Here is a 16,475-nt window from a genome sequence, read left to right on the forward strand (position 1 = left end):
TCCGCCGTCCTCACCGACGGGTCCACCGACCGGCCCGACCACTCCTACCGACCCGACCGACCGAAGAGGCAGCACCGACCGTGACGAATTTCCTGGCCGTCGAACGCGCCCTGCGCGCCGCGGCTCCCTACGCCCTGCTCGACACCGCGCGCGTCGTGCTGGCCGAGCACTACGGCACCGTCTCGGTGGACCTGCTGATGGCCGATTACAGCACCACGGTGCTCAGGTCGGTGGACACCCCGGCGTCGTCCGCGCCGACGCTCCCCGTGCACAGCACCCCGCAGGGCCGGGCCTTCGGCAGCCAGCAGCCGGTGGAGCAGCGCGCGCCGCACGGCGGCGAGGTGACGGTGCACCTGCCGGTGACCGTACGCGGCGACCGGCTGGGCATCCTCACCGTCGTCCTGCCCGCCGACCGGCACGCGGCCCAGGGCATCGGCGAGCTGGCGGACGTCGCGGGACTGCTCGGCCATGAACTGGTGGTCGCCGAGCGGGACACCGACCACTATCTGGTGGCCCGCAGGGCCGCCCGGCTCACCCTGGCCGCCGAGATGCAGTGGGAGCTGCTGCCCGGCCGCGCCTTCGCCCGCCCGGAATACGCGCTCGGCGCCCAGTTGGAGCCCGCCTACGCCATACACGGCGACAATTTCGACTGGTCGGCGACCGCCGACACCCTCTCGCTGGCCATCACCAACGGCATGGGCGAGGGCATCGAGGCGTCCTTGCTGACCAGCCTCGCGGTCAACGCGCTGCGCAACGCGCGGCGGGCGGGCATCGGCATCGCCGACCAGGCGGCGCTCGCCGACCAGGCGCTGTGGGCGCGCTACCGCGGCGCGGCGCATGTCGCCACCCTGCTGCTCTCCTTCGATCTGGCGCGCGGTGTCGTGCAGGTGGTGGACGCGGGCTCGCCGCGGCTGTGGCGGCAGCGCGGCAAGAGTGTGGAGCGGGTGGAATTCGACGAGCAGCTGCCGCTCGGCATGTTCGAGGAGACCCCGTACATGGCCGAGGAGTTCGAGGTGCTGCCCGGCGACCGGCTGCTGTTCGCCAGCGACGGGGTCTACGCCACGCACTCCCCCGAGGGCGACGCCTACGGCGACCGGGCGCTGGCCCGCGCGCTGGCCGCCACCGCGCTGCTGCCCGCCGCGGACGTGCCGGGCGCGGTGCTGCGGGAGCTGCCCGACTACCGCGGGCACGACGCGGACGACGACGCGCTGGTGGTGTGCCTCGACTGGTTCGGCCGGGGGGACGGTCCGGCGGCCTGAACCGTACGCCCGTCGCGTCCCGGCACCCGGCGTCGCACCTCAGCGCGTCCCGTCCCGTCGCGTCCCGGCACCGCGCGCAACGGAGCGGGCCCCGGCGCTCCTCAGCGCAGGGCGTCGCGGGCCGCGCCCAGCCGGTTCTTGATCATGTGCAGCCGTGGGTGCCGGTCGCTCTGCTCGCGCGAGTAGCGGTCCAGCTCCTCCACCAGGCGTTCCGAGCGCTTCTCCACGGCCAGCTCGTCCAGGATCCGGTCGACCTCGGCGAGCAGCGCGCCGTGCAGCTGCCACTGCCGCGGGTGCTCGCGGACCGTGGTCAGCAGCAGGTCCGCGGTCCGGTCCCGGCTGGCGCGGCTGTCGACGAGGGCCTGCCCGAGCTGTTCCTCCGCCGACTGCGCGTTGGCCGCGACCTGTGTGGTGATCAGTACGGCGAAGCTCTCGATCGCGTGCGCGACGTGGTCGAGCAGATCCTCCAGTTCGGCCGCGACCTCGTCGTCGAAGAGCGACTCCTCGGTGCGGTGCTTGGCCAGGTCGGTGAGGGTCCTGGACAGCACGCGCATGACGACCGCGCAGATCTCCAGGGTGTCGAGGCCGGTGCGCAGCACGATCCGGGAGAGCGCTCCCTCGCGCACCCGCGGATTCCACCGCAGGCTGTCCTCGGCCTGCCGCAGCCAGGCGTCCACCTCCACGATGTCGTGGTCCACCCGGCGCGCCTCGTGCAGCCGACCGGCGGCGCGCTCGACCGTGAGATGGCCGGCCACCTCGCCGCCCATGTCGCGGAAGAGCGCTCCTATCCGGCGGGCCAGCGAATCGATGGAGTCGCCCGCGGACTGCACCCACACCGGCGGTGCGAACAGCAGGTTGAACAGCAGGCCGACGCCGGCGCCGATGAGCGTCTCCAGCACCCGGTCCCAGGCGGTGTCCGCGACCCGGGTGACGCCGAGCACGAGCATCGCGCTGATCGCGACCTCGGGCACGAACTCGCCGACCCGCACCACCCGTCCGATCAGCAGTGAGCTGAAGATCGTCAGGCCCAGGCTCCACCAGCTCAGGCCCACCAGGGCGCTGAAGCCGATCGCGATCAGCACGCCGACCACGACCGAGTTCACCCGGCGGATTCCGGTGGTGAGGGTGGAGTAGAGGGTGACCTGGACGACGAGGAGCGCGGTGAGCGGCGCGGTCAGCGGCGCCGGCTGCGGCAGCAGCCAGACGGCGGCGACATAGGCGATGACGGCGGCTGCGGTGGACCTGAGGGTCTGGGTCGCGGCCGGTTCCGTGGTCCACCGGACCAGCTTGACCATGGGTTCTGGTACGTCGGGCATCCCGTGCACTTTCCCGCTCGCGGTGATCTCAGTGGTCCGGATCGAGGATCCGGGGCCAAAGCCTAGAGTCGATCTCCGCCGGAACGGCCGGTGGCGCGCCTCGGAGGGTCATCCGGGTTCAGCTCTCCGTAGTCATTGACATGCTCACGTTCCACCGCTGAAATGTGGTTGTTTTCGTTCGACCCCGTTGGATTGTGCGCCATTTACCTGACTCGGAGCCGCACATGCCCCACGAACGATCGCTCACGCCGCACCGCTTCCGGCAGCGCCTCGCGGCCTCGGCGGCATCGCTCACCCTGGTCGCCGGCGCGGGCGCGGGACTCGCCGCGCTCGCCGCGACCGCCGCCGTCTCCGTCCAGCTCGCCACCGCCCCGCCGGCCGCGGCACTGGACAACGGCCTGGCCCTCACCCCGCAGATGGGCTTCAACAACTGGAATTCCACCGGCTGCGGCACGCAGTTCAACGAGGCGATGGTCAAGGGCATCGCCGACCTGTTCGTCTCGGAGGGCCTCAAGGCGGCGGGCTACACCTACGTCAATCTGGACGACTGCTGGGCACTGCCCAACCGGGACGCGTCCGGCAATCTCGTCGCCGACCCCGTCCGCTTCCCCGACGGCATCAAGGCGGTCGCCGACTACGTGCACTCCAAGGGGCTGAAATTCGGCCTCTACTCCTCGGCCGGCACCAAGACCTGCAACAGCGCGGGTTTCCCCGGCGGCCTCGGCCACGAGCAGCAGGACGCGAATCTGTGGGCGTCGTGGGGCGTGGACTACCTCAAGTACGACAACTGCAACAACAACGGTGTCGACGCGCAGCAGCGCTACAAGGCGATGGGCGACGCGCTGAAGGCCACCGGCCGGCCGATCCTCTACAGCATCTGCGAGTGGGGCTCGAACCAGCCGTGGAACTGGGCCCCGGCGATCGGCAACTCCTGGCGCACCACCGGTGACATCAGCGACTCCTGGTCCAGCATGATCGGCATCGCGCACCAGAACCAGCAGCTCGCGCCGTACGCGAAGCCGGGCGCCTGGAACGACCCGGACATGCTGGAGGTCGGCAACGGCGGCATGACCGACACCGAGTACCGCACGCACTTCAGCCTCTGGTCGGAGATGGCCGCGCCGCTGCTGATCGGCAGCGACATCCGCAGCGCGTCCGCCGCGACCCTCACGATCCTGAAGAACACCGATGTGATCGCGGTCGACCAGGACCCGCTCGGCAAGCAGGGCACCGTGGTCTCCTCCTCCGGCGGCAAGGTCGTGATGTCCAAGCCGCTGGCCGACGGCGGCCGGGCGGTCACCCTCACCAACGAGAACGCGTCCGCCCAGACCGTCTCCACCACCGCGCAGGACATCGGCGTCGGCGGCACGACCTCGTACGCCCTCAAGGACCTGTGGTCCAAGGCCACGTCCAGCACCAGCGGCACGATCAGCGCCTCGGTGCCCGCGCACGGCACCGTGATGTTCCGGGTCACCCCGGGCAGCCCGGTGCCGCCGCCGACCGGACTGAACCAGCTGAGCGACCTGCCGTGGACCTCGGCGGTCAGCGCCTGGGGCCCGGTCGAGCGCGACCACAGCAATGGCGAGCAGGCCGCGGGCGACGGCAAGACCCTCACGATCGGCGGCACCACCTACGCCAAGGGCCTTGGCGCGCACGCGCCGAGCGACATCTCCTACTACCTCGGCAAGCTCTGCAAGAAGCTGACCGTGGACGTCGGGGTGGACGACGAGGTGGGCGGCAACGGTTCGGTGGACTTCCAGGTCTACAAGGACGGCGCGCTGGCGGCCGACAGCGGCACACGGACCGGCAATGACGCGGCCGCGCATCTGACCGCCGACCTCACCGGGGCGACGACGCTGCGGCTGGTGGCGACCGACGCGGGCGACGGCATGAATTACGACCACGCCGACTGGGCGGACGCCAAGGTCTCCTGCGGCAACGGCCCCTCGGCCGGGACACACGCCCTCAGCGACCTGAACTGGACCTCGGCGGTGAGCGGTTGGGGCCCGGTGGAGAAGGACCGCAGCAATGGCGAGCAGGCCGCGGGCGACGGCCGGACGCTGACCATCGGCGGCGCCACGTACAGCAAGGGCCTGGGGGTGCACGCGGCCAGCACCGTCACCTACTACCTGGGCGGCGGGTGTTCGTCGATCGCGACCGATGTGGGGGTGGACGACGAGGTGAGCAGCAACGGCTCGGTGGACTTCCGGATCTACCGCGACGACACCCTGGTCGCGGACAGCGGTGTGGTGACCACCAGTGACACCGCGCGGCATCTGACGGCCGCTCTGAACGGCGGTACGGAGCTGCGGTTGGTCGTCACCGACGGCGGCAACGGCAACAACTCCGACCATGCCGACTGGGCGGGGCCGGTACTGACCTGCGGCTGAGTCCTCCGAGCTCTGCTCGGGGGCCCTTATCGGGTGGACCAATGATGGCGGCGGAGAGCCCTCTCCGCCGCCATCGCCATGTCGCGCGCGGTGGCCCCGCGTCAAGCTCTTGCACACAGCGAGAAGCCGCACAACTCCCTTATCGGGACAAGGGGTTCACAGATCCTTCGGATGTCGACACCAAGGTGTGCGCGGGTGAATTGCCGGGGCCAATCTCGTTCACTTTCTTGACGTGTCAGCAACAGCGCCGTAATCATCACTGCAATCAGAGAGCGCTCTCTCGTTCGGCGACCAATCAGGAGACGCCGTGACCGGCACCCCCACATCCCCCACCATGAGCCCACCCCCCACCTCTCGATTCCCCCGATCATTGATCTTCGCGTTCGTCGCGGCCCTCATCGCCGGACTGGCGCTGACGGTCGCGCAGACCCCGGCCAAGGCCGCGGGCACCCTGCTCTCCCAGGCGAAGCCGGTCACGGCCTCGTCCACGGAGAACGCGGGCACCCCGGCCACCGCGGCCGTGGACGGCGACCTCGGCACCCGATGGTCGAGCGCCGCCGCCGATCCCCAGTGGCTCCAGGTCGACCTCGGCACCAGTTCGGCGGTCACCCAGGTCGCGCTCAACTGGGAGACCGCGTACGCCAAGGCGTTCCAGATCCAGACCTCGGCGAACGGCACCACCTGGACGAACATCTACAGCACCACCACCGGAACCGGCGGCAACCAGACCCTCGACGTCACCGGCACCGGCCGCTACGTCCGCCTCTACACCACCGCGCGCGCCACCCAATACGGCGTCTCCCTCTGGGAGTTCAAGGTCTACGGCTCCACCGGCACCGGCCCCGCCGCGTGCGGTACGGCCAACGCCGCGCTGAACCGGCCCGCCACGGCCTCCTCGACCGAGAACGCGGGCACGCCGGCCTCGGCCGCGGTCGACGGCAACACCGGCACCCGCTGGTCGAGCGCCGCCGCCGACCCGCAGTGGCTCCAGGTCGACCTCGGCAGCTCGCAGGCGGTCTGCGGGGTGCAACTCGCGTGGGAGACCGCGTACGCGAAGGCGTACCAGATCCAGGTCTCGGACAACGGCACCAACTGGACCACCGCGTACAGCACCACGACCGGACCGGGCGCGACCGAACTGATCACGCTGTCCGGCACCGGCCGCTACGTCCGCGTCTACACCACCGCGCGCGCCACCCAATACGGCGTCTCGCTCTGGGAGTTCCAGGTCTTCACCGGCGGCGACGGCACGACACCGCCCACCAGCCCGCCGCCGAGCGGCGGCGCGAAGCTGCTGTCGTACAACAAGCCGGCGACCGCCTCGACATACCAGGACGCCAACAGCTGCGTCGGCTGCACCGCGTCCAAGGCGTTCGACGAGGACCCGGCGACCCGCTGGGCGACCAGTGACTCCAACGGCTGGGTCGACCCGGGCTGGATCAGCGTCGACCTCGGCGCGACCGCGCACATCACCCAGGTCGTCCTCCAGTGGGACCCGGCCTACGCGGTCTCGTACCAGATCCAGGTCTCGCCCGACAACACCAACTGGACGAGCATCTACTCCACCACGACCGGCAAGGGCTTCAAGGAGACCCTGAACGTCGACGGCACGGGCCGCTACGTGCGGATGTACGGCACGCAGCGCAGCAACGGATACGGCTACTCGCTGTGGACCTTCGATGTCTACGGCACCGGCGGCAACCCCACCGCGCCGCCGGCCACCCCGCCGAACCCGGGCAACCCCGAACACCTCGTGTGGAGCGACGAGTTCAACGGCGCCGCGGGCACCAAGCCGGACACGAGCAAGTGGACGCAGGACACCGGCGGCGGCCAGAACGGCGAGCTGGAGTACTACACCAACGGCAACAACACGGCCATGGACGGCAACGGCAACCTCGTCATCGAGGCGCGGAAGGAGAACGTCGAGGGCCATCAGTACACCTCCGGCCGGATCAACACCTCGGACCACTTCAACTTCACCTACGGCCACGTCGAGGCGCGGATCAAGGTGAGCGGTACACAGGGTCTGTGGCCCGCCTTCTGGATGCTCGGGTCGAACTTCAAGACCGGTACGCCATGGCCGAATTCCGGCGAGATCGACATCATGGAGCACGTCGGCAAGGTCGCGGACTCGGTCTACTCCACGCTGCACGCCCCGGCCTACAACGGCGGAAACGGTTACGGGCAGCCGTACACCGTGGCGGGCAGCGACTTCGCCTCGGACTTCCACACCTACGCCGTGGACTGGGACTCCAGCCACATGACGTTCTCGGTGGACGGGCACGCCTTCTTCACCGCCGACAAGGCGACGATCGAGTCGACCCGCGGTCCCTGGGTGTACGACCACCCGTTCTACATCATCCTCAACAACGCGGTGGGCGGTGACTGGCCGGGAGCGCCCGACGCCAGCACCGTCTTCCCGCAGCGCATGCTGATCGACTACGTGCGCGTCTCGCAGTAGGACGTGCGCGTCCCGCAGTAACCCCGGCAGCGAGAACGCCGGACAGGACCACCACCGGCTGCCGCCCCACCGGCAGCAATCGCCGGATGCCCGGGCCCTCACCGCGAGGGCCCGGGCATCCGCCCCCCACCACCACCTCTGTCGGCAGAACCGCCGTACGAGAGAGGCGATGTCCCGTGCCCCACGCATGGCTCAGCACTCCCCCACGCCCCCTTCCCCCGCCACGGCGGCGCGCCGCCGCCCGCTCCCGGCTGGCCGCGCTGATCGGCTTCGTGCTGATCGCCGCGCTCGCCCTGGTGGCCACACCGCGGCTCGCGGGCGCCGCCGATCCGGTGCTGCTCTCGCAGGGCCGGCCCGCGACCGCGTCCTCGGCCGAGAACGCCGGCACCCCGGCGTCCGCCGCGGTCGACGGCGACACCGGCACCCGCTGGTCCAGTGCCTTCTCCGACCCGCAGTGGCTCCAGGTCGACCTCGGCTCCAGCCGGCCGGTCAGCCGTGTCGTCCTCAACTGGGAGACGGCCGCCGCCAAGGCCTTCAAGCTCCAGGTCTCCGACAACGGCACCACCTGGACGGACATCTACTCCACCGGCACGGCGACCGGCGGCGTCCAGACGCTCGACGTGAGCGGCACCGGCCGTTATGTGCGGATGTACGGCACCGCCCGCACCACCGCCTACGGCTACTCGCTGTGGGAGTTCCAGGTGTACGGCGGCGGCACCGCACCGGCGGTCTGCGGCAATACGACGGCGGCGCTCGGCAGGCCCGCGACCGCGTCGTCCACCGAGAACGACGGCACCCCGGCCTCGGCGGCCTTCGACGGCAACGCGGGCACCCGCTGGTCCAGCGCCGCAGCCGACCCGCAGTGGATCCAGGTCGACCTCGGTTCCTCGCAGGACATCTGCGGCGCCCAGCTGACGTGGGAGACCGCGTACGGCACGGCCTACCAGATCCAGGTCTCCGCCAACGGCTCGACCTGGACCACCGCCTACTCCACGACGACCGGCCACGGCGGCACCGAGAATCTCTCGTTCACCGCGACCGGCCGCTACGTGCGGCTGTACGGCACCGCCCGCGCCACCCAATGGGGCTACTCCCTCTGGGAGTTCACCGTCCTGACCCCCGGCGGCAGCACGACGCCGCCCGGCGGCGGCAACGGCGACTGCCCGTGGGTCGGTTCGACCGCACCGGTCGCCGACCGGGTCGCACAGGTGCTGGCGCAGATGACGCAGGCGCAGAAGATCCAGATGCTGCACGGCAACGGCGGAACCCAGCCGTACATCGGCGACATGTCCGCGATTCCGTCGCTGTGCATTCCGGCGATGGGCTTCCAGGACGGCCCCAGCGGGGTCGGCGACGGACTCGGCGGCGTCACCCAGCTGCCGTCCGCGGTCTCCTCGGCGGCGACCTGGGACACCGCGCTGCAGAAGCAGTACGGCACGGTGGCCGGCAATGAATTCGCGGGCAAGGGCGCGGACGTGGCGCTCGGCCCGACGATGAACATCGTGCGCGACCCGCGCTGGGGCCGGGCCTTCGAGACCTACAGCGAGGACCCGTACCTGAGCGCGCAGATGGCCACCGCGAGCATCCAGGGCATCCAGAGCCAGGGCGTGATGGCGCAGGCCAAGCACGTCGCGGTCTACAACCAGGAGACCAACCGCAACGGGCCCGCGGACAACGCGATCGTCGACAACCGCACGCTCCAGGAGATCTATCTGCCCGCCTTCCAGGCGGCGGTGAGCAAGGGCGCCTCGGCGTCGGTGATGTGCGCGTACAGCACGGTCAACGGCGTCTACGCCTGCCAGAACGCGTATCTGCTGAACAACGCGCTCTACCAGCAGGCCGGTTTCGGCGGCTTCGTCACCAGCGACTGGGGCGGGGCGCACTCCACTGTGGACTCGGCGAACAACGGCATGACGATCGAGATGCCGGGCGGTTACTTCTACGCCGACTTCCTCGCGCAGGCGCTCGCCAACGGCCAGGTCAGCCAGGCGACGCTGAACACGATGGTGAGCCGGGTGCTGACGCAGATGTTCGCCTTCGGGCTCTTCGACAAGACCAGGACCGGCTCCACCTCGGCGGTGGTGACCACGCCCGAGCACAAGGCGACGGCCCGTCAGGTCGCCGAGCAGGGAAGTGTGTTGCTCAAGAACAGCGGGATCCTGCCGCTGTCGACGGCCACCACGCACTCCATCGCGGTGATCGGCCCGGACGGCGGTGCCGGGGTGCGCAGCGTCGGCGGCGGCAGCGCCACGGCGACCAGTTCCGGTACGGTCGCGCCGCTGAACGCCCTCCAGACCCGGATGGGCAGCACCAGCGCGGTGACGTACAACGACGGCACCGATGTGGGCGCGGCGGTCAACGCGGCGCGCGCCGCCGATGTGGCCGTGGTGTGCGTCGGCTACGGCGAGAACGAGGGCACCGACCTCACCGGCATCGACCTGCCGAACAACCAGAACCAGCTGATCCAGCAGGTCGCGGCGGCCAACCCGAACACGATCGTGGTGCTCAACACCGGTTCCGCGGTGGCCATGCCGTGGCTCGGCCAGGTCAAGGGCGTGCTGGAGGAGTGGTACGCGGGCCAGGAGGTCGGCAATTCGGTGGCGGCGCTGCTGTTCGGCGACGTCAACCCATCCGGCAAGCTGCCGGTGACCTTCCCGCAGAGTCTCGCGGACGTGCCCGCGCACACCGCGGCGCAGTGGCCGGGCGACAGTTCGGGCGTGCAGTACAGCGAGGGGCTGAAGGTCGGCTACCGGTGGTACGACGCGCAGAACATCACGCCGCTGTTCCCGTTCGGCTTCGGCCTGTCCTACACCACCTTCTCCTTCTCCGGTCTCCAGGTGGGCGCGCTCGACGGGTCGGGCAACGCCACGGTGTCCGCGACGGTCACCAACACCGGCACCCGTGCGGGCGCCGAGATCGCCCAGCTCTACATCGGCGATCCGGCGAGCACCGGCGAGCCCGCCAAGCAGCTCAAGGGCTTCCAGCGGGTGGACCTCCAGCCGGGCGCCAGCGCCAAGGTCACCTTCCCGGTGACCGCGCACGATCTGGCGTACTGGAACACCGCCGGTGGCAACTGGACGACGGCCGCGGGGAGTTACCAGATCATGGTCGGTGACTCCTCGCGGAATCTGCCGCTGACCGGGACGCTGAACGTGCCGACGGCGATGACCGCGAAGACGGTCGGGGCGGCGGCCACCCAGGCGTCCGCCGTCACCGTGGACAATCCGCACGGCATGAGCAGCCCGGCGCACCGCGCGGTGTCGCTGCCGGTGACGGCGAAGGCGTCGGCGGGCCGCTCGCTCACCTTCACCGCGACCGGGCTGCCCGCGGGGCTGTCGATCAGCCCGTCCGGGGTGATCTCGGGCACCGCCTCGCGAGCCGGCTCCAGCACGGTCAGCGTGACCGCGTCCGACGGGCACGGCGCGTCCGACACGGTGAGTTTCGTGTGGACGGTGACGTGACCCGATGAGCGGGGCGCGCGGGCCGAACCGCCCGCGCGCCGCCCGTGCGACCGCCTCCCCGTATGTGATGACGGCTCATGACGGGGAGGCGGTCGTGCGTCCGGGGCACAGCCGCCTTGACCCGCGCATTGTTGTCAGGGCCGCGTCAGTCGCCCTAGAGTGACGCGCGTAGCATTCCGGCACCCCCACACTCCGGGACGTGACATGAGACGCCGACGTACCCTCCTTGCCGTCTGCGCGCTGACCCTCCCCGCCCTCACCGCGCTGGTCCCCTCCGCCGGGGCGGCCGTGCCGCCCGAGCACGCGATCGTGGTCTGTCAGAGCGCCAGTTTCTACGCCAACTACGACAGTGCGAACGGCCCCAGCGGCCTCAAGCGCACCCTCGGCTACGGCGACAAGATCGGCCACACCCCGGGCTCGCACCCGGTCTACAACGGCTGGGCCGCGTCCTTCGACTACGGGCCCAACGACTGGGGCTATCTGCGGATCGAGTGCATCGGCGGCTACGACTCCTGGTGAGCCGCTCCCCGCACCGCCCCGAACCCTCAACCCCCCACCCCCGAACGGGAGTCCGCATGCCGCGCACCACCCGTACCGCACTGACCGCCGCCGCGACCGCGGTCCTCGCCGCCGGCGCGCTCGTCGCCGTCTCCTCCCCCGCGCAGGCCGCGGACGGCAGAGTCGGCGTCCGCGAGACCGTCTGCGCCCAGGACCTCTACGTCCGCACCGCGCCGCTCGGCGCCTGGACCGGCACCCTCTTCCAGGGCCAGACCTTCCTCGTCGAGCAGCTGGACGGCGACTGGGTCTACGGCTTCGCCTACGGGGACATCAACCGGCACGGCTGGGTCCAGGACGGCTGGTTCTGCTGACCGTCCGGTTCCGCGATCGTCCGGCTCCGCCGGCCGTCCGGTTCCGCCGACCCACCGTCAACTCCCCGCCCGGCGCACCCCCGGCCGGGCGGCGGAGCCGTCCCGCAGCATTCACCCGCCCGTAACGCCCGGCACACCAGCCCCAGGTTCTACGCGCGCAGAATCGTCTCCCGCCCCTCACTGACCACCCCCCACCCGGAGGTTGACGGATGCCCGTATCCCGAGTGCCCCGCCGCGCCCTGACCGGCGCGGCCGCCGCGTTGGGCGTGCTCGCGCTCGCCGCGGCCGGTATCGGCGGCGGCGCCGCGCTGGCCGCGTCCAGCTCGCAGGCCGCTCCCGCCGCCGCGGCCACCCACCGCGTGCTCTTCGACAACACCAAGGCCGAGACCGCGGGCAACGCCGACTGGATCATCAGCACCAGCCAGCCCGACCCGCTCGGCCAGGACTCCACGCCCAACGCGGAGACCGACTGGACCGGGGCGCTGTCCTCCTGGGGCGTCGCGCTCCAGAAGGCCGGCGGCTACTCGCTCAACACCCTGCCGTCCGGCCGGACCATCACCTACGGCAACTCCTCCAACGCGCAGGACCTGAGCAACTTCGACACCTTCGTGCTGCCCGAGCCCAATGTGAAGCTCAGCGCGGCGGAGAAGACCGCCGTCATGAAATTCGTGCAGAACGGCGGCGGTCTGTTCCTGATCTCCGACCACAACAACAGCGACCGCAACAACGACGGCTGCGACTCGCCCTGCGTGATCAACGACCTGCTGACCAACAACGGCGTGGACAACACCGACCCGTTCGGCTTCTCCGTCGACCTCCTCGACATCAGCACCGACAATCCGCGGGCCATCAGCGACTCGTCCAACCCCGTGCTGCACGGCCCGTTCGGCAATGTCACCGGCAGCATCCTGCGCGACGGCACCACCTTCACCCTCAAGCCGGGCGACAACGCGAACGTCAAGGGCCTGCTCTACAAGGCCGGCGCGTCCGGCAACACCGGCGCCTTCTTCGCCACCAGCACCTTCGGCAGCGGCCGCGTCGCCATCTGGGGCGACTCCTCGCCGGTCGACGACGGCACCGGCCAGTCGGGCAACACCCTCTACGACGGCTGGAACGACCCGGCGGGCACCGACGCGGCGCTCGCGCTGAACGCCACCGCCTGGCTGGCGGGCAACGGCACCACGACGCCGCCCACCACCCCGCCGACCACCCCGCCCGGCGGCGGCACCTGCACCGCCGCGCAGTTGCTGGCCAACCCGGGCTTCGAGTCGGGCGCCTCGTCCTGGTCCGCGAGCAGCGGCGTCATCACCACCAGCTCGTCCGAGGCCGCGCACAGCGGCTCGTACAAGGCGTGGCTCGACGGCTACGGCACCGCCACCACCGACACCCTCTCCCAGTCGGTGGCGATCCCGGCGGGCTGCGCGGCGCGGCTGACCTTCTGGCTGCACATCGACACCGCGGAGACCGGCTCCACCGCCTACGACACCCTCAAGGCGCAGGTGCTCAACTCCTCGGGGAGCGTGCTGTCCACCCTGGCCACGTACTCCAACGTCAACGCGGCCTCCGGCTACCAGCAGCGCGGCTTCGACCTGAGCGCGTACGCGGGGCAGACGGTGACGGTGAAGTTCACCGGGACCGAGGGGTCCAAGCTCCAGACGTCCTTCGTCATCGACGACACGGCGCTGTCCGTGAGCTGACGTCTCAGGAGGACGTTCCGGCCGGTGCGCCGCCGCCGGCCGGGAGGTCCTCGTCGCCGACGGCGAATTCGCACCACACGGCCTTGCCGTCGCCGCGCGGTTCCACGCCCCAGCGGGCGGCGAGCGCGTCGATCATCAGCAGACCGCGCCCCGAGGTGGCGGCCTCGCCCGGCGACCTGCGGCGCGGCCAGACACTGGAGCGGTCCTGGACCGACAGCCGCACCCTGCGCACCGGATCTGGCAGCACTTCGAGGGTGAGGACGGCGCCGCCGTCGGTGTGCAGCAGCACATTGACCAGCAGTTCACCGGCGGCCAGCTCCACGTCGTCGGCCAGGCGCGCCAGTCCCCAGCCGCCGAGCGCCTGCCGCAGCGCGCAGCGCGCCTCGGCCAGGCCCTCCGGGTCGGCCTGGTGCACATAGCTGTGCATGCGCGGGGCGCGCGAAGTGCCGGTGTCGGGGGCGCGGCGCAGGATCAGCAGCGCCACGTCGTCGCCCGAGCCCCAGCGCTCCCAGAGATTCTCCGCGAGGTGGTCGGCGAGCGCCTCGGCGGCCTGCGGGCCGACGTGCACCGCTTCGGCGAGCGCCTCCATGCCGATCGTGATGTCCTGGCCGCGCTCCTCGACCAGGCCGTCGGTGCAGAACACCAGGGTCTCGCCGGGCACCAGATCGAGCCGGGTCTCGGGGAATTCGTGCAGGTCGAGCGCGGTGGCCAGGCCCAACGGCAGGCCGCCGCGCACATTCGGCCAGCCCGTCCTGCCGTCGGTGTGCCGGACCAGCGGGCCGAGGTGGCCGGCGCGGGCCGCCGAGACCGATCCGGTGGTCAGGTCGACCTGGGCGTAACCGCAGGTCGCGAAGCGCTCGGTGTCCAGCTCCGCCAGGAAGCGGGAGGCCCGGGCCAGCACCGTGGACGGCGGGTGGCCCTCGGCCGCGTACGCCCGCAGCGCGATCCTGAGCTGGCCCATCACGGCGGCGGCGTGCGTGTCATGGCCCTGGACGTCGCCGACGACCAGGCCGACGCGATTCTGCGGCAGCGCGATCACGTCGTACCAGTCGCCGCCGACCTCCCGGCCGCTGCGGGCGGCGTGGTAGCGGACGGCGACCTCGGCGCCCTCGAAGCGCGGGATGTGCCGGGGCAGCATCGACGCCTGGAGACCGGTGGCGAACTCCCGCTCCTGGTCGAAGAGGATCGCACGCTGCAACGACTGCGCCAGGATGCCCGCGAGCGCCCCGCACAGCTCCCGGTCCTCCCGGCTGAATTCACGGCGGTGGCGGTAGAACAGCGCGAGGCCGCCGATCGAGCGGGCCTGCGCGACCAGCGGCAGGAAGGCCGCCGCGAAACCGCTGCCGGTATCTATGTGCGGGCGCAGCAGCGGGAAGCGCTCGGCCAGCTCCACGAAGGAGGTCGCGAACCGCGGCTGCTGGGTCACCACGGCCTGGGTGAGCGGCAGGCTCTCGTCAAGACGCCGCAGCCGCAGCCCCTCGTAGAAGGACATCTCCTGGCCGCTGAAGGCGATCACCTTGAGATTGCCCGCCTCCGAGAGCCCGAGGGTCAGGCCGTCGGCGCCGAAGCGCTCCAGGCCGCCCGCGCCGGTGAGCACCGCGATGACGTCGTCCACGGTGACCGCGGTGGACAGCGCCTCGGTCGTCCGGCGGACGATCGAGGACGGGCTGCGGCGCTCGTACCGCGGCGGCGGGGCGCTCGCCACGGGGAGCTCCGTCAGCTCCGCGGTGGCGTCCCTGACGATGCCCAGTACGCGGTAGGCGTTGCCGCGCTCGTCGCGCAGGATCGTGCCCTGGGTGTGCGTCCACTGCTTGACGCCGTCGCGGCGGGTGACCTGGAAGTAGCCGCCGTAGCTGCGGCGGCCCGCCTGGAGGGCGCGGCGCAGCGCGATGTCGAGCCGCGCGCTCTCCTCGGGGGACACCCGCAGCACCAGCGAGTCGGGGCGGCCGTCGAATTCCTCCGGCCGCAGGTCGAAGATGTCGAGTCCCGCCTCGTCCAGGTCGAAGGTGCCCTGGTCGAGGTCCCAGTCGAAGCTGCCCATGCCGTTCATGGCGAGCCGCTCCCCCGGGCCGATCTCCGGATCGGCCCGGCCCGCCGGGAACGGGCCCACGCGGGGGTCGTAACCGCCGCCTGCGGGTCGCTTGCGTGCCGTCATGCGCCTGCTCCGGGGTCGGGCGGCGGTCATCGGACCACATCCGCGGGACGGGCCGTACGGCCCGCCGTTGTCGGTTTGGCAGGATTTATCGCCATGAGGGACATTATCCACCGTATCGGGCGCTTCTCCTGAGCCGATTTTCCGTGCCGGTCGCGGGGGCCTCGCGGGGGCCGGTCCCGCGGGCGGGCGCGGTGGCCGCCGGGCCGCTGTCAGGCGGGGCGCGGGCGGGTCAGGTGGGCGTAGACCACGACATTGCCGGAGTAGCCGGTGGCCGCGTGATACGTGCCGCCGCAGGTGATCAGGCGCAGCTCGGGGCGGTCCGCGGGGCCGTAGACCCGGCGGTCGGGAAAGGCCGAGCGGTCGTAGACCTCGACCGCGTCCACGGTGAAGACCGCGGTCGAGTGGTCGGCCCGGTCCACGTCCACGTGCTCACCACGGCGCAGGGCGCCGAGCGCGTAGAAGACGGCGGGCCCGTCGGCGTTGTCCACGTGACCCGCCACGATCGCGGTGCCGCGCTCCCCCGGGGTGATCCCGCCCGCGTACCAGCCGGCGATCCGCGGCCGGTCGGCGGGCGGCGGTACGAGGTGGCCGTCGGCGCCGAGCGCGAGCGGGACCAGTGGCGCGGTCACCGACAGCTCCGGTATCCGCACCAGTACGGGCAGCGCCCGCGGCATCGGTTCCGCGGGCACCTCGGCCGGTTCCACGGCGCCGCCCGCCGCCGCTGCCTGGGCCGCGGACGGCTGCGGCGGCGAGCTGGTGCGGTTGCCGTCCTGGATCAGCCAGGCACCGATCAGCAGGGTGGCCACCAGGAGGAGCGTGCCCTTCTGGCGCCGCCCCGCGGCGTCCTCCTCTGCCTCCCGCGCCTCC

At 71.4% G+C, this 16,475-nt stretch carries 10 protein-coding genes; 7 read left to right on the forward strand and 3 right to left on the reverse strand.

Annotated features, from left to right (window positions below):
• Positions 1-80: 80 nt before the first annotated feature.
• Positions 81-1,259 carry a PP2C family protein-serine/threonine phosphatase gene (locus tag BM076_RS08250; protein ID WP_093712770.1) on the forward strand — a complete coding sequence of 393 codons (1,179 nt, stop codon included), beginning with the start codon at positions 81-83 and terminating at the stop codon, positions 1,257-1,259.
• Positions 1,260-1,360: 101 nt separating this feature from the next.
• On the opposite strand, the gene BM076_RS08255 is transcribed toward BM076_RS08250, so the two are convergent.
• Positions 1,361-2,575, reverse strand: coding sequence for an FUSC family protein (locus BM076_RS08255; protein ID WP_093712771.1), 1,215 nt, complete (start codon positions 2,573-2,575; stop codon positions 1,361-1,363).
• A gap of 224 nt (positions 2,576-2,799) precedes the next feature.
• On the opposite strand from BM076_RS08255, the gene BM076_RS08260 reads away from it, so the two are divergent.
• The 6 genes from BM076_RS08260 (at position 2,800) to BM076_RS08285 (ending at position 13,453) form a co-directional block, all read left to right on the forward strand.
• The gene (locus BM076_RS08260; protein WP_093712772.1) at positions 2,800-4,965 is read left to right on the forward strand and encodes an NPCBM/NEW2 domain-containing protein; all 2,166 of its coding nucleotides are present in this window, start codon (positions 2,800-2,802) and stop codon (positions 4,963-4,965) included.
• Between the two features lie 334 nt (positions 4,966-5,299).
• On the forward strand, positions 5,300-7,426 hold the full coding sequence (locus BM076_RS08265; protein WP_093712773.1) for a discoidin domain-containing protein: 2,127 nt from the start codon (positions 5,300-5,302) through the stop codon (positions 7,424-7,426).
• A 176-nt stretch (positions 7,427-7,602) separates the two neighbouring features.
• Entirely contained in the window at positions 7,603-10,887 is a 3,285-nt protein-coding gene (locus tag BM076_RS08270; protein WP_456151206.1) for a glycoside hydrolase family 3 C-terminal domain-containing protein, read from the forward strand.
• A 204-nt stretch (positions 10,888-11,091) separates the two neighbouring features.
• Positions 11,092-11,406: a hypothetical protein gene (locus tag BM076_RS08275; protein ID WP_218160058.1), complete on the forward strand. Its 315-nt coding sequence runs from the start codon at positions 11,092-11,094 to the stop codon at positions 11,404-11,406.
• Positions 11,407-11,462: 56 nt separating this feature from the next.
• The gene (locus BM076_RS08280; protein ID WP_093712775.1) at positions 11,463-11,756 is read left to right on the forward strand and encodes a hypothetical protein; all 294 of its coding nucleotides are present in this window, start codon (positions 11,463-11,465) and stop codon (positions 11,754-11,756) included.
• A gap of 209 nt (positions 11,757-11,965) precedes the next feature.
• The gene (locus tag BM076_RS08285; RefSeq protein ID WP_093712776.1) at positions 11,966-13,453 is read left to right on the forward strand and encodes a M6 family metallopeptidase; all 1,488 of its coding nucleotides are present in this window, start codon (positions 11,966-11,968) and stop codon (positions 13,451-13,453) included.
• A 4-nt stretch (positions 13,454-13,457) separates the two neighbouring features.
• On the opposite strand, the gene BM076_RS08290 is transcribed toward BM076_RS08285, so the two are convergent.
• Together BM076_RS08290 and BM076_RS08295 are read right to left on the reverse strand one after the other, a co-directional pair.
• Positions 13,458-15,608, reverse strand: a complete 2,151-nt coding sequence (locus BM076_RS08290; protein ID WP_093712777.1) for a SpoIIE family protein phosphatase — start codon at positions 15,606-15,608, stop codon at positions 13,458-13,460.
• A gap of 209 nt (positions 15,609-15,817) precedes the next feature.
• Positions 15,818-16,417, reverse strand: coding sequence for a class F sortase (locus BM076_RS08295; RefSeq protein WP_245795912.1), 600 nt, complete (start codon positions 16,415-16,417; stop codon positions 15,818-15,820).
• Between the last annotated feature and the right edge of the window lie 58 nt (positions 16,418-16,475).

The organism is Actinacidiphila alni, assembly GCF_900112845.1.
Taxonomy (GTDB): Bacteria; Actinomycetota; Actinomycetes; order Streptomycetales; family Streptomycetaceae; genus Actinacidiphila; species Actinacidiphila alni.